18 protein-coding genes are annotated in these 24,892 nt (G+C 46.0%); 5 read left to right on the plus strand and 13 right to left on the minus strand.

Annotated features, from left to right (window positions below; translation table 11 throughout):
* Positions 1–508: 508 nt before the first annotated feature.
* Complete coding sequence (locus tag PSE7367_RS03990) at positions 509–1,210, plus strand: DUF4230 domain-containing protein (protein ID WP_015164080.1); 702 nt, start codon at positions 509–511, stop codon at positions 1,208–1,210.
* Between the two features lie 286 nt (positions 1,211–1,496).
* Here the strand turns inward: PSE7367_RS03990 and rpsN are convergent, their stop codons facing one another.
* From rpsN to PSE7367_RS04025, 7 genes are all read right to left on the minus strand, one after another.
* Positions 1,497–1,802: a 30S ribosomal protein S14 gene (gene rpsN, locus PSE7367_RS03995; protein WP_015164081.1), complete on the minus strand. Its 306-nt coding sequence runs from the start codon at positions 1,800–1,802 to the stop codon at positions 1,497–1,499.
* Between the two features lie 325 nt (positions 1,803–2,127).
* Complete coding sequence (locus tag PSE7367_RS04000) at positions 2,128–2,472, minus strand: gas vesicle protein (RefSeq protein ID WP_015164082.1); 345 nt, start codon at positions 2,470–2,472, stop codon at positions 2,128–2,130.
* A 246-nt stretch (positions 2,473–2,718) separates the two neighbouring features.
* Complete coding sequence (gene gvpN, locus PSE7367_RS04005) at positions 2,719–3,597, minus strand: gas vesicle protein GvpN (RefSeq protein WP_015164083.1); 879 nt, start codon at positions 3,595–3,597, stop codon at positions 2,719–2,721.
* An 863-nt stretch (positions 3,598–4,460) separates the two neighbouring features.
* The gene (locus PSE7367_RS04010; RefSeq protein ID WP_156800337.1) at positions 4,461–5,669 is read right to left on the minus strand and encodes a coiled-coil domain-containing protein; all 1,209 of its coding nucleotides are present in this window, start codon (positions 5,667–5,669) and stop codon (positions 4,461–4,463) included.
* A 234-nt stretch (positions 5,670–5,903) separates the two neighbouring features.
* On the minus strand, positions 5,904–6,125 hold the full coding sequence (gvpA, locus tag PSE7367_RS04015; protein WP_015164085.1) for a gas vesicle structural protein GvpA: 222 nt from the start codon (positions 6,123–6,125) through the stop codon (positions 5,904–5,906).
* 150 nt (positions 6,126–6,275) lie between these two features.
* Entirely contained in the window at positions 6,276–7,169 is an 894-nt protein-coding gene (locus PSE7367_RS04020) for a COP23 domain-containing protein (RefSeq protein WP_083883885.1), read from the minus strand.
* A gap of 343 nt (positions 7,170–7,512) precedes the next feature.
* Positions 7,513–8,328 (minus strand): fumarylacetoacetate hydrolase family protein, encoded by an 816-nt coding sequence (locus PSE7367_RS04025; RefSeq protein ID WP_015164087.1) that lies wholly within the window; start codon positions 8,326–8,328, stop codon positions 7,513–7,515.
* Between the two features lie 352 nt (positions 8,329–8,680).
* Between PSE7367_RS04025 and PSE7367_RS04030 the strand changes: the two genes are divergently transcribed.
* On the plus strand, positions 8,681–9,850 hold the full coding sequence (locus tag PSE7367_RS04030; RefSeq protein ID WP_015164088.1) for a pyridoxal phosphate-dependent aminotransferase: 1,170 nt from the start codon (positions 8,681–8,683) through the stop codon (positions 9,848–9,850).
* 130 nt (positions 9,851–9,980) lie between these two features.
* Here the strand turns inward: PSE7367_RS04030 and PSE7367_RS21785 are convergent, their stop codons facing one another.
* Positions 9,981–10,121 carry a hypothetical protein gene (locus tag PSE7367_RS21785; RefSeq protein WP_156800338.1) on the minus strand — a complete coding sequence of 47 codons (141 nt, stop codon included), beginning with the start codon at positions 10,119–10,121 and terminating at the stop codon, positions 9,981–9,983.
* A gap of 673 nt (positions 10,122–10,794) precedes the next feature.
* On the opposite strand from PSE7367_RS21785, the gene PSE7367_RS20105 reads away from it, so the two are divergent.
* Positions 10,795–14,055: a PAS domain S-box protein gene (locus tag PSE7367_RS20105; protein ID WP_015164089.1), complete on the plus strand. Its 3,261-nt coding sequence runs from the start codon at positions 10,795–10,797 to the stop codon at positions 14,053–14,055.
* Positions 14,056–14,231: 176 nt separating this feature from the next.
* On the opposite strand, the gene PSE7367_RS20110 is transcribed toward PSE7367_RS20105, so the two are convergent.
* Together PSE7367_RS20110 and PSE7367_RS20115 are read right to left on the minus strand one after the other, a co-directional pair.
* Entirely contained in the window at positions 14,232–17,063 is a 2,832-nt protein-coding gene (locus tag PSE7367_RS20110; RefSeq protein ID WP_015164090.1) for an EAL domain-containing protein, read from the minus strand.
* Positions 17,064–17,518: 455 nt separating this feature from the next.
* The gene (locus tag PSE7367_RS20115; protein ID WP_015164091.1) at positions 17,519–18,781 is read right to left on the minus strand and encodes a pentapeptide repeat-containing protein; all 1,263 of its coding nucleotides are present in this window, start codon (positions 18,779–18,781) and stop codon (positions 17,519–17,521) included.
* Positions 18,782–19,341: 560 nt separating this feature from the next.
* On the opposite strand from PSE7367_RS20115, the gene PSE7367_RS04055 reads away from it, so the two are divergent.
* Entirely contained in the window at positions 19,342–20,277 is a 936-nt protein-coding gene (locus PSE7367_RS04055) for an ABC transporter ATP-binding protein (RefSeq protein ID WP_015164092.1), read from the plus strand.
* Between the two features lie 208 nt (positions 20,278–20,485).
* The gene (locus PSE7367_RS04060; RefSeq protein WP_015164093.1) at positions 20,486–21,352 is read left to right on the plus strand and encodes an ABC transporter permease; all 867 of its coding nucleotides are present in this window, start codon (positions 20,486–20,488) and stop codon (positions 21,350–21,352) included.
* Positions 21,353–21,359: 7 nt separating this feature from the next.
* Here PSE7367_RS04060 and PSE7367_RS23065 read toward each other — a convergent pair whose 3' ends face one another.
* The 3 genes from PSE7367_RS23065 to PSE7367_RS04075 all read right to left on the minus strand — a co-directional run bounded on the left by PSE7367_RS23065 (position 21,360) and on the right by PSE7367_RS04075 (position 24,593).
* A complete protein-coding gene (locus tag PSE7367_RS23065) occupies positions 21,360–22,040 on the minus strand; it encodes a DapH/DapD/GlmU-related protein (protein WP_015164094.1) in 681 nt (226 codons plus the stop codon).
* Positions 22,041–22,308: 268 nt separating this feature from the next.
* Positions 22,309–23,541 carry a glycosyltransferase family 4 protein gene (locus PSE7367_RS04070; RefSeq protein ID WP_083883775.1) on the minus strand — a complete coding sequence of 411 codons (1,233 nt, stop codon included), beginning with the start codon at positions 23,539–23,541 and terminating at the stop codon, positions 22,309–22,311.
* Positions 23,542–23,864: 323 nt separating this feature from the next.
* Positions 23,865–24,593 carry a hypothetical protein gene (locus PSE7367_RS04075; RefSeq protein ID WP_015164096.1) on the minus strand — a complete coding sequence of 243 codons (729 nt, stop codon included), beginning with the start codon at positions 24,591–24,593 and terminating at the stop codon, positions 23,865–23,867.
* Positions 24,594–24,892 lie beyond the last annotated feature (299 nt).

The following is a 24,892-nucleotide window of genomic DNA, read 5'->3' on the forward strand; positions in this document are numbered from 1 at the left end:
AAGCAACCTAATCATCTGTGTTTAGATTGCTTCTAGTTAATAATTCTAGTTAATAAATTGACTAAACCATCCTGCCATGGTTAACTCACCAATATTCACGCTCTGTTCTTATTTGCTCTGATATTTTAATTTGATAATTACCAGGGTCAGCTTGATTTAGATGCAGTTTAAGTTGTTTGCGGTGCGATCGGGCATGGCTAAGAGAGCGATTACGATTGAGCGTACTATGGTTCTAAAGAGCGCAGCAATTTTATGGGCAAGGCTTAAGCGATACGCCTCAATCCAGAGCTAATCTCAGCTTTTTTAGAATTAATCTAATCGCGTTATCTCCATATTCACTAGATTAAGCAGGCTTGGCTCTGAGCTTGAAAGATTGAAATTCTGCCCATCTGAGTTACCAAGATTGGCGTTTTGCATAAGAGCAATTGGCTACAATTAAAGAGCTAGCCGCACTAATTTAATTAACCTTTAATTAACCCCCTATGCCATCACAGGAAAAAGAGCACTCATGAAAAATTTCTGGGCAACGATCAAATTTACAATTTTCCTGGCTGCCGTGGTGGCTGGTGTTGGCGTATGGCGAATGGGAGGGGGCTTCTTTGAACAGGCGATCGCCCTATTTAGCATCCAAGAAGCCGAGCCAGAGGTTGATATTCAGTCTTTAATTGTGAAGCAAGTGCGCGATGCCAGTGAGCTAACCACCGCGATTTATGTGATGGAAGCAGTGGTGCCAACCAAACAGGAAGCCACCCTGGGTAGTTTTACGGTCGGTACTACCCGCTTGCTATATTTGGCTAGGGGTGAAGTGAGGGCAGGAGTTGATCTATCGCAGCTAACGCCAGAGGATGTGCAAGTGCTGGATGATCGGATCATGATTGAGTTGCCAGCCGCGCAAATTATTGACCATAAAATCGACGTGGAGCGATCGCGGGTCTATAGCTACGATCGCGGTTTCCTGGGATTAGGGCCTGATACTGCGCCTGAATTACAATCGCTGGCTCAACGCGAGACCTTGCGCCGGGTGGTAAAGGCCGCATGTGCCGATGGTTTATTACAGCAAGCCAATAATCGAGCCGGGATTGTGGTGACTCAGTTAGTCAATCTGGTGGAAACGGAAAAGCAAATAGTCGTGCAAACGCAAAATCCGTTGAGTGGCTCCTGTGCTAGCCCTGTGGCACAAATTCATAATCTGGTGGCGATCCCCAATTAGGAATTAATCACGATCGCAGCGCCACTCAGTCCATCCAAAATCCATTCAAAATTCATGCAAACACAAACAGCGATCGCCCGGTACAAACCTCAACAAAGGTTCAAGACCAGGCGATCGTAAAAGTTATGCAAGTATTAAGTTATTTAAATATTTAAATATTTAAATATTTAAAGAGCAAGATGCCTAATTCACTGGCCTATCGCTGATTCACAGTGCGATCGCTACACATAATCGCTACACACATAAGCTCATCCAGGCAAATATTAGCAATACTCAAGAGTTAAATTTACCAGCTAGCCTTTCTGACCCCAGGCAATACCCCCTGATGCGCCATTTCCCGGAAGACATTGCGGCACAGCCCAAAATCACGGTAATAGCCCCTGGGCTTACCAGTCATCCAACAGCGATTGCGCAGGCGGGTGGGGAAGCTGTTGCGGGGAAGCTGTTGCAATTTACGATGCACTTCTAGCTTTTCTTGCTGTGACAGATTGGCATCTGAAAGCTGCGCTTTGAAAGCTTCACGCTTGGCTGCGTATTTTTCTACTAGTCTCTGGCGCTTTTTCTCGCGCTCAATCATGCTTTTCTTAGCCATGTTTGGTTGTTATGATTTGCTTTTGCCTAATGTACTGCGACTAATATCAGGTTTTTCACTAATATCAGATATCAGAATATTTTGAATAGATAACCACAACAAGCCTTTAATTGCTATGGTTCAGCGATCGCTTGGGGTTAATTTAATATTGACTCAATCTCAATGTAGACTCAATCCAAACCCAGCCAATGAATTAGGCACTTCCTAATATGACACTTATGCGATTCGATTGCGATTCAACAGCTTTTAATAATAACAAATTTATGCGCCGCAAGCAAATCTAGATGCTCAGGTTGGCCGCAATACCCTAAAACAATTGCGGAAACTACTTTGTTTGTCTATTCTTGGGCAGAGCCGCTTTTTCATCCTCAGCACCCTTAAGCAACAATAATTCTTGCTCTAGATTACTCACCCGCTCCAGCAATTTTTGATTCACCATCATCAATTCCTGCGCCCTGGTACTCAAATAGGGGTCAGATTCCCACCAATTAATGCCAATCTCTTTGGCCTTATCGACCGATGCCACCAGCAAGCGAATCCGAATGCTGAGCAATTCCACATCCCCGATCGATACGGTGATATCACCAGCGATCACAATACCTTTATCCAAGACTCGCTCTAGGATATCGGCAAGAGTAGAGCCACCGACACTGGTTGGGGGTTTAGCCATCTGGTTTCTGGTTCAGCTATTAGTTCAAGTTTTGGGAATGGGATGCAAGGTTTTTAAGCGTCAATAGCGCGTAGATTGGTTCACAGGGACTGATGGCAGGATGCGATCGAAGTAGCTAGTAGCTTATGCCTTGATCGCAAACAATCATGCGCCTGTAATTAATATTAAATATCAGCCAATATCACGATCTACCATCCCTATATTCTGTGGATATGATTTGAGTAATTGCCTAAAGCTCTGGATCTGCTAAGGCAACTGATCTAGCAATTTAGTCAGTGCCACGGTGGCTTCTGCCATTGCGGCGGCCTTGGACAGGAGCACATCGGCACAGAGGGCACGAAAATCTTCATCCTGGCCAGAGATCGGGATTTCATGCTCATGGCAAATGCGGCCAATCATCAAGCAGGCACGTAAGCTAGAGGTTTGAGTTTGCTCACAACGGCGACGGAAGCTGCGAATCAGGTTAATTAATTTCAAGGATTGAGTCGGCCCCAAGCCAATCCGCCCGGTCAGGATTAGTTTTTCCGTCTCAATGTCGGCTTCGCCAATATTAATTGTGATCATGCGATCGAGCAGGGCATCCTGGGTGGCATGAACACCAGCATATTCTTCGGGGTTGGAGGTAAAGATTGCCCTGAATTGGGGATGCACCCGCACATACTCCGATTGGGAGCTATCCGGCGGCAACACAATTAATTTTTCTTCCAGGGCACTTAGCAATACATTATTTACCTCTGGGCGGGAGCGATTAAACTCATCATAAATCAGCGTAAATCCTTCGCGGGCAGCCAGGGTCAGCCGTGATTCTACCCAACTACGCTGCATATCATCTTCGACTTTTAAAACCGAGTGGATGTAGTTATCTACTACCTTCTTGCGGGTGTAACCGGAATTAGAGCCCACCAATTGGGAGGATTTGAGATCTTCATCGCCGTAAATTAATACCATTGGTCGCCCCAATAGGCTAGCCAGGTGCATTGCCATGGTGGTTTTACCAGCACCGGCCGGGCCACGCAAGTGAATCGCAAAGCCCGATTGCAAATAGCGCAGCGATCGCCTAGCAATCTGCTTAGTGAAGTCGGTGCTAATGAACTGGCGCGGATTAGCGTGAAGAACTGTGGTCATGGCGATCGCCTTTTTCTATGTCTTTAAATTTAAGGTTGTGCATTTAGAGTAACTGGTAAATATCGATCGAGAAAGTGTGGTTAGCTCCACTTCTTCAGGATAAGCTCCACTTCTTCAAGATAATTAGTCTGGCTAAGCTGAACGCCTGAGAATTTATCGATCGAACCAATCAAAATCAAATAAAGTTGATTTGACTTTGCCACCACCAAGCTGATTTACACTATTTTTAAGCTGCCCAGAACCTAAGCTAATAAATTGACCTGGGCTTGCCTAAACCCCTTCCTACTCAGGAGACAATTGGCGATTACTATATAACTTTAAGACCTAATTGAATTAGGGATTTAATCAGGGATTGCTTGAGTAGCTTAAGCAATTTTTTGATCGCTTAAATGATGCACAATTAGCAAACAACTGCGATCGGGAAATTATCATTGAGCTACTTTTTACTTGTTATTTTTGATGCCGTTCAAAGCCTCAGATTACTGAATTAAGACGCAAGGTATTGAGGGCGGTTTCCACTAACTTAATAACTATAAGTTGCTAATACAAGCTATTTATATATTTTTGATAGCTAAGCAATAAATAATGCACTGCGTCTTTTGAATTTCGTTGTTTCAATCACCACAGTTCAGCAACTCAAAAAGTCAAAAGCAATTATTAGGAATTAAGCTAAAGCATAATTTGAAAAGATACTAACTTAAGTATTTACTTGAATTAGACTTTAGGAGCTGAATTCAAAAAGTCTCGCAAGCAGAAACTAAATATTTTTTCATCAGTATCAGTTTGTCAATCGTTGATTAACTCAGCTTACTAACCAAACTTGACGATCCAACTCACGGACTAACCAGTTAAAGGATACGATCTTAAGCGTTTTCAACCATGCGCAAAAGCGTATTCAAGACCTCCGACGGATCGATCGCCAGGGTACTAGCCCCCTTAGCAAGCAGATCGCGGACTGCTTCTCGATCTTCCACCACCTCCATCAACGATGGATTGCCCTTCATTTCCTTTACATAACCCTGGATAAAGGTTTCAATTTTATCCGTTTCCTGGGCAGCATTATCACTAGACTCAGCGGCGGCTGGAGGTGTGGCTGGCTTAGGTGCTGGGGCAGGTTTGGTTTGTTTTTTGGCCTTAGAACTAGAACGACGCGAAGATTTTGGCTTGGCCGGTGGGGGAGTAATCTCCTTGGCAGACGTAACCACTTCGCTATAGTCCATGCCCCAAATTGACTGGGTTAGTTTTTGGCGATAGTCAGCCAACTCTTGCGCTAATTCTGCCGACATACTGGTGCGATCTTCATGGTAGTCAGCGAGTTGCGATTGGACTGTCTCAGCCCGAACTTGCACATCCAATTGGCGATCGTCCGCATCTGCTTTGGCATTAGTAATACGATCCTGGCCAATTTGCTCTAGCTGGGATTGGGTTAACTGGGCGCGGGCTTGGAACTCTTGCATCCGATCGCGGATTGCTTTATCAGCTTCGGCTAGCCGCTGGCTCTGGATCTCTTCTAGTTTGGCCGTGATCGCGGCAGTGCGGGTGGTCATTTCTACTAACCGCGCATTAGCATCAATTGCAGCGTTGGCTAATCGTTCCTGACTAATTTGGCTGAGTTGATCCTGCATGGCGATCGCCCTGGCCTGGAATTCTTGTCCCCGTTGATCACTGGCCTCGGCGGCATCAGTTAGGCGTTGCTGCTGTTGTTGCACCAGTTGCGATTGCACCATCGAAGCTCTGGTTTGTACTTCCAGCGATCGGAGCATCCTGTCACGGCTAGCAATATCTAATCGCTCTTGATTGAGCTGAGCTAACTTTTCCTGGGTCTGCTGCGATCGGTCTTGAGCAGCAGCAAGCCTTTGATTCTGAGCTTGCTCCGCGCTCAACTGCCGGCTTTGTTCTGATGCCACCCTTCTTTGTCTTGCGCTCGCTAAAAAATCAGTTGTAGCTTCCGCTTGGGCGGCAAACTCTGCTGCCCGCTGTGCTTGTTCTTGTTCAAGTTGCTGTAGGGCATCGGCTCTTGCCTGTAGTCGTTTTGCCCGTTCGATCGCTAATTTTTGCATGATTGAAGCCATATACCAAACCCCAAAATAGACCCAGAATAAATATGGAGGGACGTAAAAACGTCCCCTTTAAACCGCACTTATACCTAAATTTAATTAAGCCAAAAGTTCGGTAACATCAGTTAAATTGCTCAGCCAAACATAGGACTAAAATCCCCCTAGTGAGCTATAACTAAGCCATAGTTATGAGTAGTTAAACTCAACCAAACTTAGTTAAAACTTACACTTAAATTAAACAAATAAAGCCTAGGAGCTGGCAGGTACTGCTGCAGAAGTTGTCAGTCCAACTGCCTCTGCATACTTGAGATATGTTTCCACAGAAGCAACTACAACTCTTGCTTCAATTGACAAGAGTTCAATCCCTACTAAAGAAACACGAACCCAGGCATCAACGACAATACCTTTGTCTAAAATTCGATCGACAACCTCGGCAAGGCTCGAGGAAGAATTAACCTTTTCTACTGCCATAAAAGCTACACTCCGTTAACAATGAACTGTAAACCAAAATTATGTTTACATGTTTAATTCTCTATTGTTTTGGTAACAGTTTCAACGGCTAAATTACCGATACGGCACATATTTTGTAACGTTTTATTGCTGCAAGTAAAATGAGATTAATCAGCGAAAGTTGTTAGGACTAAGGCGAGCGCCCCTACGGCTCACACCATTCACCAGTCTTGCACCAGTGCCACCATCGGCTGGATCTAGAAATGGTTTTAAATAAATACCCGTGCCACTATAACCAGGGGTAGAAATTGTGCCAGGCAGATTAGGAATATTATTGGGTAAATTGCCTAGTTCTGGGATCGTAGAGACATTTGGCAGGCCAAGCAATTCGGGCACTTGGGAATTGAGCACATTGCGATCGCCTTCGACAAAGGTGGGCACGGCGGTGGTCGTTTCACCCCGATCGGCAGTGGCCAGATTGCCAAACACGCGATCGCGCACCAGGGTAGGGTCAGCGCCCTGCGGTACAGTTAATACAATCCGGCAATCGCCCCTGTTTTCGGTGGTGGCACAGAGAATGTTATAGCCATTTTCAGTGCTGGTACGCAGTTCCACCAGGCCATCGGGACGATAGAATTCGAGGCGACGACTGATTTCAAAACAACGCCGCTCCGGTGACCAACCACCACCCATTGCCGAGGGCTGAGCCCAGGGAAAATATTGATCGGGCTGGCTCTTGGGTTGATACATCACCACATGTTGCCCATTTTGCACCTGACAGGAAAATCGCTCTACGGTGCTAACTTCCACATCACTAGGATTATCAGTTGGCGTGGGCGATCCTGCATCGGTTGGGCTTTCGGTGGGTACTGGTGCTTGAGCCCTGGCGTGATTGATTGGCAACGCAGCCAGGGTGGCAAAACTAGCGATCGATGCGATCGTACCTAAACCCAGACTTACACCTTTACTGAGCCCCAATCTCAATAATTTAAGGTAATTATGATCGAAATCTTTTTGAGCAGATGTCAATTCTGTGATGCGATTATTTTTTACTGGTAAAGACATAATTCTGACCCCCATCAAATGACCTAACTTAAAATCCAAATACAATCCAAATACATACAAACTAAACATCAATTTAGATCTAAACCATTCTGAGTTTGATTGATCTTGCCTGGGAACTCCTAACTTGTCGTTGCTGGCGATCGGCTAAGCAAACAATTGCTCTGCTAGCGATCGTTTTTGCTCAAACAGACGTTAAACCAGAACTAATGGCAAATTTACAGCTTTGTAAGCCGAGCGAACATCAATGCATGGTAACGCCACAACCATAAATATGTCAGCAATGTGTCAGTATCGACATTCCTTTTTGTTGATCGGAGCGTTCTAGTTCACCGCAAACCTTAGCCTATGCTGTATCACCAGTGTCTTCCGGCTCCGGTGGCATGGCTGGCCGCAGCCCCACATTATTTTGCAATTTGCCAATCCCTTCAACTTCCACCGAGACCCGATCGCCCTCGTGCAATGGCCCCACGCCCGCTGGCGTACCAGTTAGAATAATATCCCCAGGCACTAAGGTCATAATCTGACTGATATAAGAGACTAAAACTTCGGGAGAAAATACCATTTGATCGATCGTAGCTGATTGCACTGGTTCATCTTTGCCCCTAATTATTGTTTGCAGCCTGGCAGAAGGGTTGAGATCGCGGACAATCCAAGGCCCAATCGGACAGAAAGTATCAAATCCCTTGGCTCTCACCCACTGGTTATCTTTACGCTGCAAATCTCTGGCAGTTACATCATTAGCGATCGTATAGCCCCACACCACACCCAAGGCCTGCTTAACTGAGTAATTAGCACAATAAGAGCCAATCACCAAAGCTAGCTCTCCTTCATAGTCTACCTGCTGTGACTGTGCTGGCATCAGAATTGTTCCCTCCGGTGCCAAAATACTACTTAGGGGCTTGAGAAATAAGAGCGGCTCTTGGGGTAATTCATTGCCTAGCTCTTGGGCATGTTGAGCATAGTTGCGACCAACACAAACGATTTTGCTTGGTTTACAAGGAGCCAGCAACCTGTAAGTATCTGGCGCAATCAACTCTCCATTTGGTTGACCACCCAACCAAGGGGGGCCACCCAGAAGCTTCACTGACTGATTCAGCTCCAGCAGACCATAATGGATTTTACCTTTTCCAGTCTTTATACGCACATAGCGATCGGCCATTAGATTAACAACGCAGATTAAAACAACGGGGAATTGCGATCGGATCGCATGACAATTTTAGCTGATGCTCAACTAATTAAGTTGATGGTATGAAGAGTTTAGCTGGTGGGAAGCAATGGGCGCAATTTGCTGAATATTTTGATCAATTTTTCAAGTCTAGTTAATATCGTTGCCGATCAGGCAGGTTTAGATAAATTTGGTTTTCACAGAGGCGAGGGAGGGGTCTATAAATTTTAGTGACCAAATAACAATCCCCCCCGCGATAACTTGCTAAAATGCTTTGCTAATTGAGTCATAGAACATCAGCAGTATTGACCATTAACCTAGCGATCAAGATAAGCGATCAAGAAATATGCAATTAGCCGATCGAGTTAGCCAAGTTACCCCCTCTTTGACCCTATCGATCACCGCCAAGGCACTGGCTTTAAAAGCTAAAGGCGTGGATGTTTGCAGTTTTAGTGCTGGCGAACCAGACTTCCCCTCTCCGGCTCATGTGGTAGCGGCGGCCAAACAAGCCCTGGATGATGGCAAAACTAAATATGGACCAGCGGCGGGGATTCCCAAATTGCGCCAGGCGATCGCCAACAAGCTAGCAGCCGATAATCAACTTAACTTTGCACCGGAGCAAATTATTGTCACCAATGGCGGCAAGCATTCGCTCTATAACCTGATGATGGCAATGATCAATCCCGGTGATGAGGTGATTATCCCGGTGCCCTATTGGGTCAGCTATCCAGAAATGGTCAAACTGGCCAGTGGAGTGCCTAAGCTGGTTTATACCGATGAAACCAGTGGCTATAAAATCACGCCAGAGCAACTGGAAGCAGCGATCGGCGATCGTACCAGACTGTTTGTGCTCAATTCACCTTCTAATCCCACGGGCATGGTCTATACACCCGATGAAATCAGGGGTTTGGCCGCAGTGCTAGAGCGCCACGAACAGGTCTGGATTGTCTCGGATGAGATTTACGAAAAGATTTTATATGATGGCGCAAAACATCTGAGTCTTGGCGCGGTGAGCCCAGCCATGCACGATCGCACCATTATTAGTAGTGGTTTTGCCAAGGCCTATTCTATGACTGGCTGGCGATTGGGCTATCTGGCTGCGCCCAAGGAATTAATCAAGGCTACTACCACCATTCAAGGTCACAGTACCTCTAATGTCTGTACCTTTGCCCAATATGGCGGCGTGGCGGCACTGACTGGATCGCAAGATTGCGTGGAGGAAATGCGGCAGGCGTTTGCCCAGCGACGTGAGGTCATGTTTAAACTGCTCAATGCAATCCCTGGGTTTAATTGCCCTAAGCCCGATGGTGCATTTTATATGTTCCCCAGCATCAAAGAATTGGGCATCGATTCGCTCAAGTTTTCACAGCAGCTTTTGGAAGCTGAGAATGTGGCCTTGATCCCAGGAATCGCCTTTGGTATGGATAGTAATTTGCGACTTTCCTATGCCACTGACCTGGCCACGATCGAAAAGGGCTGCGATCGAATCTTGAAATTTGTTAAGCAATTGACTTAATGAATTGACTTAATGAATTGACTTAATGAATTGACTAAGTGAATGGTTTCATCTGTGTTTCGTCTGTGGTAGGGGCAAAAATGTAAATCTGGTCGCTCCTATTTGTCCCATTCGCCAGATCATATTTTGCTTAAAAGGCGGCAGCATCCATTTGAATAAAGGCGAGATGAATAAAGGCGAGATCCGCAGTGCCAGTGGCAATTGCCTGAAGATTTTGCTGTGCCCCAACCGACTCCTCAACAATTAATTCAATGTGGGCATTGCTTAGCAACTGATTCAGCTCCTGTGCTGCCCAGTAATAACCCAGTAATAGCCCCCTTGTTTGCTGACAGCCATAGTTCTAAACTTAATTTGGGCAGATACTGGTGTTTTCTGGGCAACTGGGCAATTGGTATGATTGAGTGGGGGCGAATCAGTGGAACATCACTCAATAAACTTTGGCTCAATTGAGGGGAATCGATCGCGGCTGGCAAATCAGTAGTTATTTCCGCGTGGTTATTTTGATTGTTTTGGTATTTGAGATTGGCATTTACTGGTTGGGTATTAACACCAACTAAGGCTGTAACTATCGATATAACTAACTTCAGAGCAGCTAGTGAGCCTGCTTGAGGTGAAATTATGTTTTACTTTTTCACGTCTAGATCCCAGTTTCGAGACCAACCCTAATAACTCTGTATAATGCAGTAACTCAAGCCAAAACATAGTTTACAATGCCTAAATACCATATATTAGCAGCCACTTGAAGCTCATCCATTGTTATTGGCCACAGTATATTTTGAACGTTTAATAGGTAGAGACATGTAAGTCATAGTCATAAACCATGTCAATGTTTGTTTGCAAGTCGCAACTTTTAGCAATTACTGTTGTGCCAGCTTTATCAATGCTCGATTTGCCATTTTTCGTTCACATCTTTAGCTCAAGTAAACCTGCTGCAAATTTAAAGTATGTCTGGTCCTGTCAACCAACCTCCAAAGCAAGGTAGTTTGCTTAGTAAAGTACCAATTCGGGTGTTATTAACCGTACTTTTTGGGGTTCAGGTTTGTACAGTAGTGGCGATCGTTGGTTTTTTCTCATTTCGGAGCAGCCGTGCCGCTGTAGGTGATGCTACTTCGGAGTTGAGCAGCGAGACAACAGCCCGGATCAAGCAGAAAATTAGCTACTATCTCGAAACCCCAAATCAAATCAATAGTCTGAATATTAGCGCAGTTGAGCAGGGCTTATTAAAGCTAGATGACCTAGATAGCATTGAGCGCTATTTTTGGCGACAAATGCAAATCTTTGAGCTGGTTAGTTATGTTTTGATCGCCACTGAGGATGGCAAGTTTGTGGGTGTACAAAGACAAGACGATGGTACCTTGCAAGTTAAGGTGGCAGATCCCCAAGCCAAACGGGCAATTTTATCTTTTACGCTCGATGAAAATGGCAATCGACTCAAACGCATCAATGAACAAGCCAACTTTGACCCAACCCAACGTCCCTGGTACATAAATGCCGAAGTGGAGGGGAGCGCTACCTGGAAAGAGGTAGTCAAGTTCTTTTCAACCGATCAATTAGGAGCAATCTTAGCAGAACCTTTCTATGATCAAGAGGGAAATCTGGCTGGGGTGAGTGCAACTTCGTTGTTGCTCTCGCAAATCAGTGATTTTCTGCAAGAGTTGAAAATTGGCCGTTCTGGCCAGACTTTTATTATCGATCGGGATGGGGTCTTGATTGCCACTTCCACCGATGAAGAATCATTTCTAGAAATAGAAGGTGGCCAGCAAAGACTACCGGCTAGCCAAAGTGGTAATCCTTTAACTAAGGCTACGGCTAATTTTCTGGTTAGAAAGTTTCCCGATCTCAATCAAATCCAAACCAATCAGCAGGATCAATTTGAACTCGATCGAGCCAGGATCTTACTGGAGATTACACCCTTAACCGATGGCCAGGGAATCGATTGGCTGATTGTGGTAGTCATGCCCGAAGATGACTTCACCGAGCAGATTCGCAACAATGCCCGCAATACTTTTCTACTGAGCTTAGTGGCATTGATTGTAGCGATCGGCTTAGCCTTCCTTACTTCTAGATGGATTAGCAAAACAATTTTACGCCTGTCCCGTGCTGCCAAGGCGATCTCCCTCGGTGATTGGGATCAACAGGTAAGCGAGGATAGCACTTCGATCGAAGCCAGTATGCTGGCCAAGTCATTTAATCAAATGGCAGGACAACTAAAGGCTTCATTTGCAGAACTAGAGCGGAGTCGTTCTAGCCTGAAAGAAGCCCAAACCCTGGCTCATATTGGTAGTTGGGAATTTGAACTAGAAAGTCAATATATGACCTGGTCCGATGAACTGTTCAAGATCTGCGGCCTAGAGCCCAGGTATAACCAGATGAGCTATGAACAATACTTGAATGTAGTACATCCTCAGGATCGAGATGCAGTGGTGCAGGTAATCGATCGCTCGATCGCCACCGGTGATTTTTTCTCCCTCGATCACCGGATCGAACAACCTGATGGTTCGGTGCGCTATGTATATGCCAAGGGAGAACCAGTTTTTGAAGTACCGGAAGCCCTAGCTGGTCAAGCTGAGCTCAAGCATTCCACTACTTCTTATCACAAAAAATGTATTCCCCTATCGGCCAATCCATCATTTCGCGGCAAGGTAATTGGCCTGCTCGGAACTGTTTTGGATATTAGCGATCGTAAAAGTGCAGAACTGGAACTGCAAGAAAGTGAAGCTCGGTTTCGTACCATTGCCGAAGCTAGCTTTGAAGGGGTGATAATTCACAACAATGGCAAGGTGATTGATTGTAATCAAACCATGGCTCAGATGACCGGCTACGGCATCACAGAATTGATCGGCATGCAGGTAATCGATCTAGTTACGCCCACCTCTCATCCTACGGTTAAACTTAGCATTGAACTCGATAGTGAGGAGTTATATGAGATCGTTGGCCTGCGCAAGGATGGTAGTAAATTTCCAGCCGAGGTGCGAGGGAAGTCGATCCCCTATCATGGTGGCATGGTCAGGATTGCCGCCGTGCGAGATATCACGGAACGCAAGTTATTTGAACTAGAACAACAGCAGGCCAATGCTTATTTAAATGCGATCATTGATAATCTGGCGGATGGCTTGATTGTGACCGATGCCCAAGGTCTGGTGGGAAGAATTAATCCAGCCATGGCGAATATGTTTGAGCTGGAAACCTATGCAGTGGGCAAAAGTTGTGAAGAAGTGCTGGGTGAGGGCTTGGGGCAGCTTGCTGCTCAGGTACAAAACTCTAGCAGGGAGACATTTACAGCGGAAGTCTCGTTTGGGAATGATCGGATCGCCAAGGCAGTTGCGACCGGAATTCATGGCCTTAGTCCAGCTAGTGTCACCGCTGATATTGATCTCGACGATAAAGACGAAGATGAAGTAATCGAATCCTGTATTGGTGCTGTGATTCTAGTCCGGGATGTGACCGAAGAAAGGGAAGTAGAACAACTCAAAATCAATTTTATCTCCAACGTCTCCCACGAAATCCGCACTCCATTTACCAGTATCTTGGGGTTTGCGAAACTAATCGACAAAAAATTTGCTGAAGTTCTGTTCCCCGTGATTCCTGACGACGATCGCAAGGTGGCCAGAGCTAAAAAGCAAGTGGGTGAGAATCTGGGAATTATTCTGTCTGAGGGGCAAAGGCTGGGAATTATTATTAATAATGTGGTTGATATTGCCCAAATGGATGCGGGTAAGATTTGCTGGGAAAAAGAACCGATCGAGATGGGCAATGTGATCAACGAAGCGATCGCCACCACAGCAACTCCCTCAGCCCTGCATGGTTTAGAGTTAAATGTAAATATAGCGCCAAACTTACCAACAATAATCGCCGATCGCAAACGAATTCTGCAAGTGTTAAATAATCTGCTATCCAATGGGATTAAATTCACGGAAGTAGGCAGCATCACGATCACCGCCACTGCCACAGACAAGGCGATCGAAGTAATTGTGGCCGATACAGGGATTGGCATTTCTAAGCCCCACCAGGCAGCGATCTTCGAGAAATTCAAGCAGGTGGGAGAAGTATTGACCGATAAACCGCCGGGGACTGGCTTAGGGCTACCTCTTTCCCGTGGCATCATTGAAGGTCATGGCGGTAAGATTTGGTTTGAAAGCGAATTGGGCAAGGGCACAACCTTCTTCTTTCAACTACCCCTTACCCCCAAAGAGAATACAAATTAGGACTAACTATCTAGGTTGGTCTTTGCTGGCAGTGCTCTGAATTTATGGATATGCTGTTGCAAATGAAGTCGTAGTTCCTATGACCGAGATTTCACATTAACCAAGCCACTATCTATCCATTACACCGCTAATTACTTACCAGACTAATTACTTGCTACTTGCCAGACGAATAGGACTCAGGACTTGGGCGCGAAGCTGAGGTGATCATGACTAGCCGCAATCAAGTCTATGAGTTTCTGGGCACTAATCGGCTTACTATATAAATGTCCCTGGATTTCTTCGCAATGCAGCGATCGCAGATAGTTTAATTGAGCTTCTGTTTCTACCCCTTCCACCACCACTTTTAGATTCAAGCCCTGAGCCAAGGCCACGATCGAGGCAATGATTGCCCTGCTGTGCCGATCTTCGGGTAAATCGCGCACGAACGACTGATCTACTTTCAGGCTATGTACGGGGAAGTTCTTGATTGAACTGAGCGAAGAATGGCCAGTGCCAAAGTCATCGATCGAAATATAAACACCCATGTCATATAGCTCATCCAGGATCGTGCGGGTTAAATAGACATCCTGCATCGCCAATGACTCAGTGATTTCTAGTTCCAGATATTGTGGTTCTAGCCCTGTCTGATTCAGGATTTTGGCCACCGTATCTACCAGCGTTGGTTGTAAAAACTGCCTTGCGGAAATGTTCACCGCGACCCGCATCGTAGCGATTCCCTGCTCTTGCCAGATTTTATTTTGCTTACAGGCTGCATACAAGACCCACTCTGCCAATGGCAAAATAAACCCATTCTCTTCGGCCAGGGGGACAAATACATTGGGCATAATTAACCCCATTGCGGGATGCTGCCAGCGAATCAATGCTTCAACCCCTACGATCGTGGATTTTTCTGGGTTTACCTTGGGCTGATACAACAGCACAAATTCCCCCGCCTCAAGGGCAGTATGTAAGCCGCTTTCCAGTTCCAATAAACTAGTGGCATCAATGTTCATCGCTCTGGCATAGAGCTGGCTATTATTACGCCCCTGCTCTTTGGCAGAAAACATTGCCGCATCAGCATTCTTAATTAAAGTGCTGCCATCTTCGCCATCTTTAGGATAGATGGCAATGCCAATACTACAACTGCTGTGGATTGTGCAACTCTCTATACAAAAGGCTGGTTTTAGTTGATTTAAAATTTGTTCTGCTACCGCCACCGCATCCTCGGCACTGGCCACAATTGGTAGCAACAGCGTAAATTCATCCCCACCCCAGCGTGCCAGGGTAATGGTGGGTGCCAGACTATCCTTGAGCCGTTGGGCAACTTCCTGCAAGAGTTGATCGCCTGCCCCATGCCCCAGCGAACTATTGATGGTTTTAAAGCGATCGAGGTCTAGGAACATCACTGCCATTAAGCTATTTCCCTCTTTGGCACGTCCGATCGCCTCCCTTAAGCGCTGGTTGAATAACTTGCGATTGGGTAGTTCGGTAAGCAGATCGTGGGCCGCCTGGTAGCGAATTCGCTCTTCGGCGCGCAGCCGCTCGGTAATATCCTCAACAATGCCTTCAAAATAAAGCAGCTTACCCTCAGCATCATGAACAGCGGTGGCATTCTCGGAGACCCAAATAATCGTACCGTCACGGCAATATACTTGTGCCTTGAATTCATAAACTACGCCCGATCGCTGCAATTGGTTAATAAATTCATCGCGGCGCTCAGGCTCAACATAGATCTGATCGCGGATGCTAGTAATCGCAACTAACAAATCTTCGGCACAATCATAACCATATATTTTTGCTAGAGCCGGGTTGGCGCTGATATACTGCCCTTCCCGATCGGGGGTGCTTTGAAAAATCCCTTCTACCGCATTCTCAAAAATATTCCGATACTTGGCCTCGGCTTCTTCCAGAGCCGCCTGAGACTTCATCCGTGATGTAATATCTTCGACCGTAGACAGAATCCCAATTACTTGTCCATCTGAATCATGAATCGGGATTTTATTCACATCTAGCCAGGTGGGATCTTCTCCAGCCGCTGTTTTTTGCTTGGTCTCAACCTTGTGTAATTCCGCTTTCCCCGATGCCATGATCCGCCGATCTTGCTGGCGATATTCCTCCGCCACAGCGGGATTATCAAGTAGATCAAAATCAGTTTTACCAATTACCGCCTCCGGTGAGCCAATCTGAGCCGCCTTAGCCCAATTACGATTGCAGCCTAGAAAAACTGAATTGGTATCTTTCCAAAAAATATGTTGGGGAATATTGTCCAGCACTAATTGGAGAATTCTTTCTTTATCTTTGAGTGACTCTTCTGCATCTTTTTGCTGGGTCACATCAATGCCGATCGTAAAAGCAGCACGGCCTTGGTCATATTTTTGCGCTACCACTAAATAGTGAATTATCCGCCCATCCAGGTTTGCCGTGACTTCGCAATGCTCTTGTTGGAGTGGCTTGGCAAAAAACTCTTCAATAAAATGAGCAAATTCAGGCGAAACCCCTAAAAAACCAACCCGCTTACCCACAAACTGTTCGATCGGTAGATCAAAAGTCTCAGCCAGATGGCGATTGACCCCTAGATAACTTAAATCGCTACTAATCCAGGACACAATCCCTGGCACTGCATTGAGCAATGTTTGCAATTGAGATCTGGCATCACCCAAGGCTTGTTCAGAAATTTTGCGAGCGGTAATATCCCGAGCCACCCAGATCACTGTGCTGGCAGTGAGGCGCGAAACATTGGCCGAAAACCAGGTGAGCTTGCCATTGAGCATCAAGCTATATTCCACATTTTGGGTGTGGCCAGTTGCTAACACGTCTTGAATATAACGCATTTGCAATTTAGCTACATCTGGTGGCAGCAGTTCGAACACGCTTTTGTTTAGCTGTTCGGCGATCGGCATAACCAATACGTCCTGGTTATTCTGCACAATTTTCAGGCAAACACCGCGATCGTCATAGATCAAAATGAGATCGGTCATTGCCGAGAGGATGGCCTGTAGTTCTGTTTCAGAGGGATCAGAGGTATGCATTGCCGCGTTTACTTTTATGCGATCGCTAAACTTATCTTTAGCCAATATCTAGCTAATATCGAGGTGCACTATCCAAATTGAGCTATCGATCGGTTCTGGTCTACTTAATTTATAAAACTAAAACTAAAACTAGATTCGGGAAACTGAGTTGGTGAGTAAACCTCTTGGCCAACAATTAATCCCAAAATCTCGAAATATTCAGAGCGATCTTTTTCACATCTCGACTATGCAGGCTATTTTTGACCATTGGCGATCTCAAGTCGGGAATTAATGCATAGAGCTGGAATTGCACAATATATTGAACAATATGTTGAGTAACATTAAAACGTAAGCCTCACAGGCTCCGCAACTAGACTTGTAAATTACTATCTTAGCTGTCGTCAGTTACACCTAATACATTGCCCAAATAATTAGCATTTCTGACCTTAATTTAATTAAATTATTATGCTTAGCAGTCATGATTCCGGCACCGGTGGACTCGATCGATCGGCCTGATCCAGTGAATTAGAGGGCTTAGCTTCCAAATCTGGCTCCAAATCTGGTTTCAAGTCTGGTTTCAAGTCTGGTTTCAATTCAGATTCAAGCTGTTGTGCCAATTCGGTTGGCAAATTGAATGCCTCGGCTAACCCCCTGGCAATGGCGAGCTGAGCAAGGCCACAATTGCGGAGGCGATCGAGATTAGCCCCTTGCAAATTTGCTTTTTCAAAATTGACACTCTTCACATCCGCCCCAGTCAGATTGGCTTTATTAAAATTAGCGCGATTGAGATTAGCCCGGCTCAGATCGGCTGCTTGGAGATTTGCGCCAATTAAAATAGTGCGGATCAATTTAGCCCCACTCAGGTCTGCCCCCTGTAAATTGGCCTCAATCAACCTGGCTTCACTGAGATTGGTATCATGCAAAATCGCCCCATTTAGATCAGCATGGAGCAAATTAGCATCGCTGAGATTCGCCCCACTCAGGTCTGCCCCACGCAAATTAACCCGGCTCAGATCAGCACTGCTAAGATTCGTACCCCGCAGGATCGCATTGCTAAAGTTTGCCCCCCGAAACGAAGCACCAATTAGTTTAGCGCCAATTAGCTTGGCCTGGCTCAGGTCAGCATCAATCAAGATCGCCTTAGAAAGATCCACCTTCCACAGATTAGCCTCACGCAGATCCGCATAGTCTAATTTGGAACCACTCAGGTTAGCCCGTTCCAGGTCAGCATGGCACAATTGCACGCCAGTGAGGTCGGCTTTCTCCGCTGAGAGCCCTGCCAAGCTCACCCGCTCAGCATTTAAATCCTGTAAGGCTTGAATTCTGCCGCCACTGCCACCTTGTCCCTGGGCGGAGGTGATTACCTGCCAGGCTTCATATTGGGTTCTTTTGCGGCGATTGGGAGTTTCCAGGAAATAGATACCCAAACCAGTCAGGATCGCTAATTGTTCTAGATTGCGAAATTTGATGTAGTCTTTTAGGTTAATTTGTTGTTTGCCCTGATATTTTTCGATCCCCACGATTAGTAAGATCGCAATAATGAAGGCAATGATGGCGCGAGAAAAATCGATCGCTGCACGCCAGATAAAAATGAAAACGAATTGAAAGAAGCGGTAACCAAATTGCCATAACGATCGCCCCGATCGCCCCCATTTTGAATTATGCGCCCGATTCGATCGGTGGGCTTTGCCCGGTTGGAGGAAAGAATTAAGACGATCGCGCAGCGGCTTTTTGGCCATAGGATTGAATAATTAATTTACTGATATCCTTACACCTAGCAAAACATAGACTAAACAAGAGTTGCACTCACTTACAGGCTTTACAGGTTAGTCGAGGCAAAAAACAACCAGCAACTATCAAGGAATTACAAGATAACCAGAAGTCTGGTATATACCTGCCATTACCAACTGTCCCAGCCACTCTTAACCACATCCCTAATCATTTCACTCAATCCAGGCAAAGCCCCAAAAGAAGCCCAAACAAAGACAGGTAAGTTAGCAAGCCAAGCCAATCACAGCAGTAGATTTATTTACCTTTACTTATACTTAATTGTCTCTCAATCACGGCATGATGATGCGAAAAAGAAACAATGCTCAATAGACCGCTAGCCTGAATGCCCAAATAGCTGCTGTAATCATGATTTTCTCGCTGCAATATGGGACTTTGGCAGGAGTTAGTTTAAATATTGAGTTTGCGACCATTCACAAAACTATACTTTGTAGCGACGAGCCAACCGAGTATATTTAATGTCGCACCATCTTTGACCCTTTTCAATCCACCAGACCAGGAAAAGTAACCTATGGTACAAGATAATTTTTACTCTGCGGCCACTGATTTTGTGCTCCAGGCTCAGAATCTGAAAAAGGTTTACAACCGGGTGATGGCGGTCAGGGACATTAGCTTGAATGTACAGCGGGGCGATATATTTGGGTTCCTGGGGCCCAATGGTTCCGGCAAAACCACCACGATCGCCATGATGCTGAGTTTAGTTAAGCCTACCAGTGGCAGAGTTCAGGTGCTTGGCCAACCGGTGACCCTGGCCAATAATCAGGCGCTGCGCCAGGTGGGAGCGATCGTGGGGGCTACGCCTAAATACATCCCCTACTTATCAGCTTTACAAAACGTGAAACTGGCGGCCAAACTCTACCCTGAACTATCCCGTCAGCGGGTTGGTGAAGTATTAGAAATTGTAGGTTTGAGCGGTTCGGTCAATCGCAAACCAGACAAATTTTCGACGGGTATGAAGCAGCGGTTGGCTGTGGCAATGGCGATCTTGCATCGGCCCCAACTCCTGATCCTGGATGAGCCGACCAATGGCATGGACCCAGCCGGGATGAAGGATGTACGTGATTTAATCAAGCAACTAGCCGCGCAAGGGGTCACCATTTTTATCAGTAGCCATCTATTGTTTGAGGTGGAGCAGGTGTGCAATCGGATCGCGGTGGTGGATCAGGGGGTTCTGGTGGCAGAAGGCACGATCGCTGAGTTGCGCCAGAAGGATCGCACAGTGCGGGTGAAGGTGTCTGATCTGGTGGCGGCAGAAAGAGCCCTGCAAGAAATTGAGGGTGTAACTGTGACCGTTGCTGGTGAATATTTAGATGTGGCGGGGGTAGACAGCGAGGCAGTGACTAAGCATTTGGTCAAGCATGACATGGTGCCATCGGAGGTATTTTATGCTGGTGGAGATCTGGAAGATCTGTTTATTCAACTTACCCAAGAAAGCCAGATTCGCTGAGATTCGCTGAGATGTACTGAGATATACCAAGATTTGCTAGGTATGACGCGGTGAAATTATTTGATATGTAATTTATGTAATTTGATAATTAGTTTGGCAAGTTATGGGCAAAGTCATGTCGATCGCCAGCAGCGTGACTTGCAAGATAACCGATCGATTCAAATATAGATTTTAGAGATAGATTTGAGCAGTTAGGTGAGCAAAAAACATGTGGCAAACAGTATTCCAAGTTGAGCTAGAAAAACTATTTCGGCGATCGCTATTAATTGCTTTGCTGGCAGTGATTGCTGGGACTACCTGTCTGGTTTTTCTGGGTGGATATGGCCTCTCTCAATCGGTTGAAAATGATGCCCCAGAGGTGGGCTCCACTATTTTTCAGGTATTAGGATGGCCAGGTGGGATCGAAACTGCCCTGCGCGTGGCCGCAATCATGGGTAATCTGGCCGTAATTATCGCCACCGCCACTATAATTGGTTCGGAATATCACTGGCGCACGGTGCAGCTTTGGGTGAGTCAGGGAATCGATCGCACCACTATGTTGATCGCCCGCCTCTCAACAATCTTGATTCCGGCGGTGCTGTTTGTGGCATTGCCATTGCTAATTGGCCTGGTATTCGTAACCACCCTTGATTTCCCTAATCAGGCTACTGCTGTCGCGGGTACTCTAGATCTAAGCCAATTGCTGGTGAATGTGTGGCGAGTCTTATTAGGAATCATTTTTCATGCTGCCCTAGCTCTATTTATGGCCGTAGCTACCCGCCGAGTTGCCGGGGCGATCAGCCTTAGTTTGGTATATAAATTTTTTGCTGAGGGCTTTATTCTTGCCTTTGGGGTGTTTGAGGATGGTAGAGTGGCGGGCTGGGTTAAATTTTTGCCAATGCGGGCGGCGGATGCTTTGCTAGTGCCGATCGACAAGGTGGTAAGCAATCCCCAGGATAACCCACTTACGGTTGCTGATATTTTAGGGAATATTAATTTAGACCCCACCCCGGCAGCAATTTGCGTAGTGATTTACACCATTTTGCTGGTGACGGGTGCAGTTTTGATTTTCCGTAATCAGGACTTGGCTACCTAATAATTGCCTAGCTTTCTGGCTCGATAGCCGTAACCTTCTTAGTATTTGAATCGAGCTGTCTGGAATTAGGGCGATCGCGCAACACCCGACAAGGGTGACCAGTACAGATTTTATGGGCAGGCATATCTTTGGTAACCACCGCACAAGCGCCAATCACCGCCCGATCGCCGATCGTGACTCCTGGCATAATAAACGCCCGTGCGCCAATGAAAGCATCGCTGCCGATCGTAATCTTGGCAGTCATCAAGGGAATATCAGGGTCAGCAAAATCATGGGTGCCAGTACATAAATAAACTTCTTGCGCCACCGTAGCTTTGGCTTTTAGTTCAATGATGCCCAACGCATAGGCATTGGTGCGATCGCCCAAACTAGCGCGATCATGCAGAATCAAATGCCAGGGAATTTGAATCCTTGCCCGTTGATGCACAAAGGGATTGCCATTAATTTGGGCACCGAATAGCCGCAACCAAATTAAGCGCCAGGGATTGAGGGGTTTGGGAGTCCAGCTACAAAAGACTGTCCAGCAGGTATGCCAGAGCAAGAGAACTACGCGATCGCGCATACTCCAGGGCGAAGCATAGGCATTGGCTTGATTGTGGGTTAAATATTTATCTGGCTTGGTCTTTGGCTTTGCCTTTGATTTTTGATCGGGCTCAGGGGCGATCGCTTCTGGATTCTGGCTGGTCATAGGGTTATTGCTAGGGCAAGGTTGATTGAGATGCAATGAAAGCGAATCTGGTTGAATATTTTAATTGATTGCCTAATTAAAAATTGCTATAACCATCGCTATTAAATTGATACTGGTTAAATCGCAGTCAATCCAAGGAGGGTGATCTAACTAGTTACCAAAATTTGAACTAATGTGATACATGCTGTGTAAATTAAACTCAAGAAAACTTTGACTGCCCAAATATTACAACGATCCCCTTGAGCATATTTATAATCAATAGCAATAATCAATGGTGATCAACCGCAGACTCCTTTAAAACTGCTTCAAAGTCTGCCAAATATTGCTTGGCAACCTGCGGCAAGGCATAGGCTTGGGCTGCTTGATAACTGGTTTGGGCGATCGCAGCGAGTTTTTGCTGATCACTGATGATTATTTTGAGCTGGTCTGCCAGACTAGTCACAGGATCGGCACTGCGATGATCGAAGATGAAACCACTTTCGCCCTCGCTAATAAAATCTTGAAAACACTCAAGCCCAGATACCAGCGCCGGACAACCGCTTGCCATCGCTTCTAATGGTGCGCAGCCAAAGGTTTCGCCCTTTTCTGCCAAAGATGGATAGACAAATAGATCCGCCGATCGGTAATAGTTAATTAGTTGCGCTTGATCAAACACCGCCCCAACCCAATTGAGGCGATCGCTAATTGCATTAGACATGGTCTGCAACTTTTGCAAATAATCCTCACCCCCACCGCCATATTTGGTTTCCCAGGGGCCAACGATCGTTAGTTGCCAGTTTGGCGCAATACCCGATTTAACCAGCTTTTGAAATGCCGCTAGCAATAGTTCGATTCCCTTTTCGGGGTGGACACGACCTACATATAAAATTGTTTTTGCTTGTTTGTTTGCATTGATGGAGTTTGGTTGCTCAGGCACGCGATCGCCATTAGCCATCTCCTCTGGATGCTCAATCTGGTTAGTTTGATCAAGATTAGCTTGTTTGGCATAGAAAGCAGCGGCGATCGGGTAGGGCACCAGGGAAATTTTGGCTCGGAGATCGGGAATTTCCTGGGCGATCGCTGCCACTACTGGGCTGGTCACCGTCTGTAATCTGGCCACATGACGATAGAAACGCATTTGCCCCTTGGGATAGCGCCCCACATGGATATAAACTGCCCCAAAGCGCTGATGCCTGATTAGGATTGGCAGCCAAAATGTATTAGTCACCAGAATATCTGCCTCCGGCAATACCCCAGCATTAATCACCCGCCAGGAATAGACAAGGTCATATAGCTTCAGCACCAGCAAAGATTTAGGCGTATTAAATCCCTTTACCCGTTTGTGAATTACCCCGGCGATCTTCTCTGTGTCGGGCAGATCGCCATAGGCTCTGGAAATATGGGTAACCTGATGCCCCTGCCGCACAAATTCTTGCCCCAGATTGAACCAGTTTCGCTCCACCGCTCCCCCCATTAATGGTGGTACGGGTAAGAATGCCCCTTGTACAATGGTTATTCGCATTAGTTGTGTCGCTTAAGTTCTGGTTGCTCGCTGCGATCGTTATAACCCAAAACGTCAATCTTGGCAGCATGAAAATCAAAAAATATTTACCAATAGTAAATCACTGAGTCTAAGCAAAAACTCGTTCAACTGCTAGCGACTTTTTTAGCCAGAATATCGATCGCTTAGGCCAACTAGTCTCGAATAATCAGGGCAAAGAATCCTGCTCTAGATCAACATTTCAGCAATTACTTGAGCATCGATGTTAAAAGTTTAAGACCTGATTGATTACCAGAAAGACGCGTGACGCGTAAGCTCTAATCGTGGATTAGTAAAACAATGATTTAAATTTTAGGGCGATCGCTGATCCCAGACACCTTAATCGAGATCGATTGCTCTTGCTCATCCACTGCTTCGATCACTGAAGCCAGAATTTCAGCCTTGAGCTGGGCGAACTTGCGATCGATCAAATCAGAAATCATCGGCATTAAAGATTCAGCCAGGGCAGAAGTATTGGCTACCTGTTGCCCCAAATCGGCCAACTGTTGCTCCATGCCGCCAACGGTAGCATCGACCCGATCGAGATCGCGGCGCAGTTGGGTCGCAAAGGGGCCGACTAGCAAATTCTGGAGCGTGGAAACACCATCTTTGCTCAGATTTTGCCCTGCGCCTAGCTGACTGGGATCGGCATTTTCTGGGATTGCCCAACCAGAGAGAATATTCAAGAGGCCAGAAATTTGATCAGACTGCTTAGGCTGTTCAGACTGGCTTTGGGGTAGATTAGCACTTGGCTTAGGACTGGTCTCAGGTTCAGTTTTTGCCTCTGGCTGAAGTTGTGGGGATTCAGGGGCGGTAGCGATCGACTGGGGCTGATCATCCACCAGCGCATCCAGCAAGCTACTAATATCTTTTCGAGGGGCAGGAGAGGATAGCGGTTCAATCTCTATATCCTCCAAGCTTTCATCATCAAACCCATCCGGCGACAGGTCATCTGTCCAATCTGACAATAACTCCATCAGGCCAGATAATGGGCTATCTGCTGAATCGGTTACTGGTACTTTAATTTGGTTCATCACAAAACCTCATAACAGTGTCTCCACCCACTTGCTTATTATGTGCACAAGGAGACAATATTTAGCCTTAGGCGATCGAAATTTTTTTGATTTTAAAAATTATCTGGTTCCAATTCCCCTGCAACCTGCTTCCATATAGCTAGCCGAAACCAACCCAATCTCGCAGTTTGTCAATAAAACCGGAGCAATATCTATATAACTATCTCTTTGTTCATGTCAGAACTCACATCAGGCAAAGGAGAAACAATTATTTATTAACTAACAATGCTAGTAACAATGTTAGATCCCTGTTAGACCAG

The sequence above is a fragment of the Pseudanabaena sp. PCC 7367 genome, assembly GCF_000317065.1.
In the GTDB taxonomy this organism is placed as follows: domain Bacteria; phylum Cyanobacteriota; class Cyanobacteriia; order Pseudanabaenales; family Pseudanabaenaceae; genus Thalassoporum; species Thalassoporum mexicanum.

Excerpts from the sequence above, each read along its gene's own strand:
- PSE7367_RS03990 (WP_015164080.1), top strand. The coding sequence starts at position 509 with ATGAAAAATTTCTGGGCAACGATCAAATTTACAATTTTCCTGGCTGCC.
- rpsN (WP_015164081.1), bottom strand. The coding sequence starts at position 1,802 with ATGGCTAAGAAAAGCATGATTGAGCGCGAGAAAAAGCGCCAGAGACTA.
- PSE7367_RS04000 (WP_015164082.1), bottom strand. The coding sequence starts at position 2,472 with ATGGCTAAACCCCCAACCAGTGTCGGTGGCTCTACTCTTGCCGATATC.
- gvpN (WP_015164083.1), bottom strand. The coding sequence starts at position 3,597 with ATGACCACAGTTCTTCACGCTAATCCGCGCCAGTTCATTAGCACCGAC.
- PSE7367_RS04010 (WP_156800337.1), bottom strand. The coding sequence starts at position 5,669 with ATGGCTTCAATCATGCAAAAATTAGCGATCGAACGGGCAAAACGACTA.
- gvpA (WP_015164085.1), bottom strand. The coding sequence starts at position 6,125 with ATGGCAGTAGAAAAGGTTAATTCTTCCTCGAGCCTTGCCGAGGTTGTC.
- PSE7367_RS04020 (WP_083883885.1), bottom strand. The coding sequence starts at position 7,169 with ATGTCTTTACCAGTAAAAAATAATCGCATCACAGAATTGACATCTGCT.
- PSE7367_RS04025 (WP_015164087.1), bottom strand. The coding sequence starts at position 8,328 with ATGGCCGATCGCTATGTGCGTATAAAGACTGGAAAAGGTAAAATCCAT.
- PSE7367_RS04030 (WP_015164088.1), top strand. The coding sequence starts at position 8,681 with ATGCAATTAGCCGATCGAGTTAGCCAAGTTACCCCCTCTTTGACCCTA.
- PSE7367_RS20105 (WP_015164089.1), top strand. The coding sequence starts at position 10,795 with ATGTCTGGTCCTGTCAACCAACCTCCAAAGCAAGGTAGTTTGCTTAGT.
- PSE7367_RS20110 (WP_015164090.1), bottom strand. The coding sequence starts at position 17,063 with ATGCATACCTCTGATCCCTCTGAAACAGAACTACAGGCCATCCTCTCG.
- PSE7367_RS20115 (WP_015164091.1), bottom strand. The coding sequence starts at position 18,781 with ATGGCCAAAAAGCCGCTGCGCGATCGTCTTAATTCTTTCCTCCAACCG.
- PSE7367_RS04055 (WP_015164092.1), top strand. The coding sequence starts at position 19,342 with ATGGTACAAGATAATTTTTACTCTGCGGCCACTGATTTTGTGCTCCAG.
- PSE7367_RS04060 (WP_015164093.1), top strand. The coding sequence starts at position 20,486 with ATGTGGCAAACAGTATTCCAAGTTGAGCTAGAAAAACTATTTCGGCGA.
- PSE7367_RS23065 (WP_015164094.1), bottom strand. The coding sequence starts at position 22,040 with ATGACCAGCCAGAATCCAGAAGCGATCGCCCCTGAGCCCGATCAAAAA.
- PSE7367_RS04070 (WP_083883775.1), bottom strand. The coding sequence starts at position 23,541 with ATGCGAATAACCATTGTACAAGGGGCATTCTTACCCGTACCACCATTA.
- PSE7367_RS04075 (WP_015164096.1), bottom strand. The coding sequence starts at position 24,593 with ATGAACCAAATTAAAGTACCAGTAACCGATTCAGCAGATAGCCCATTA.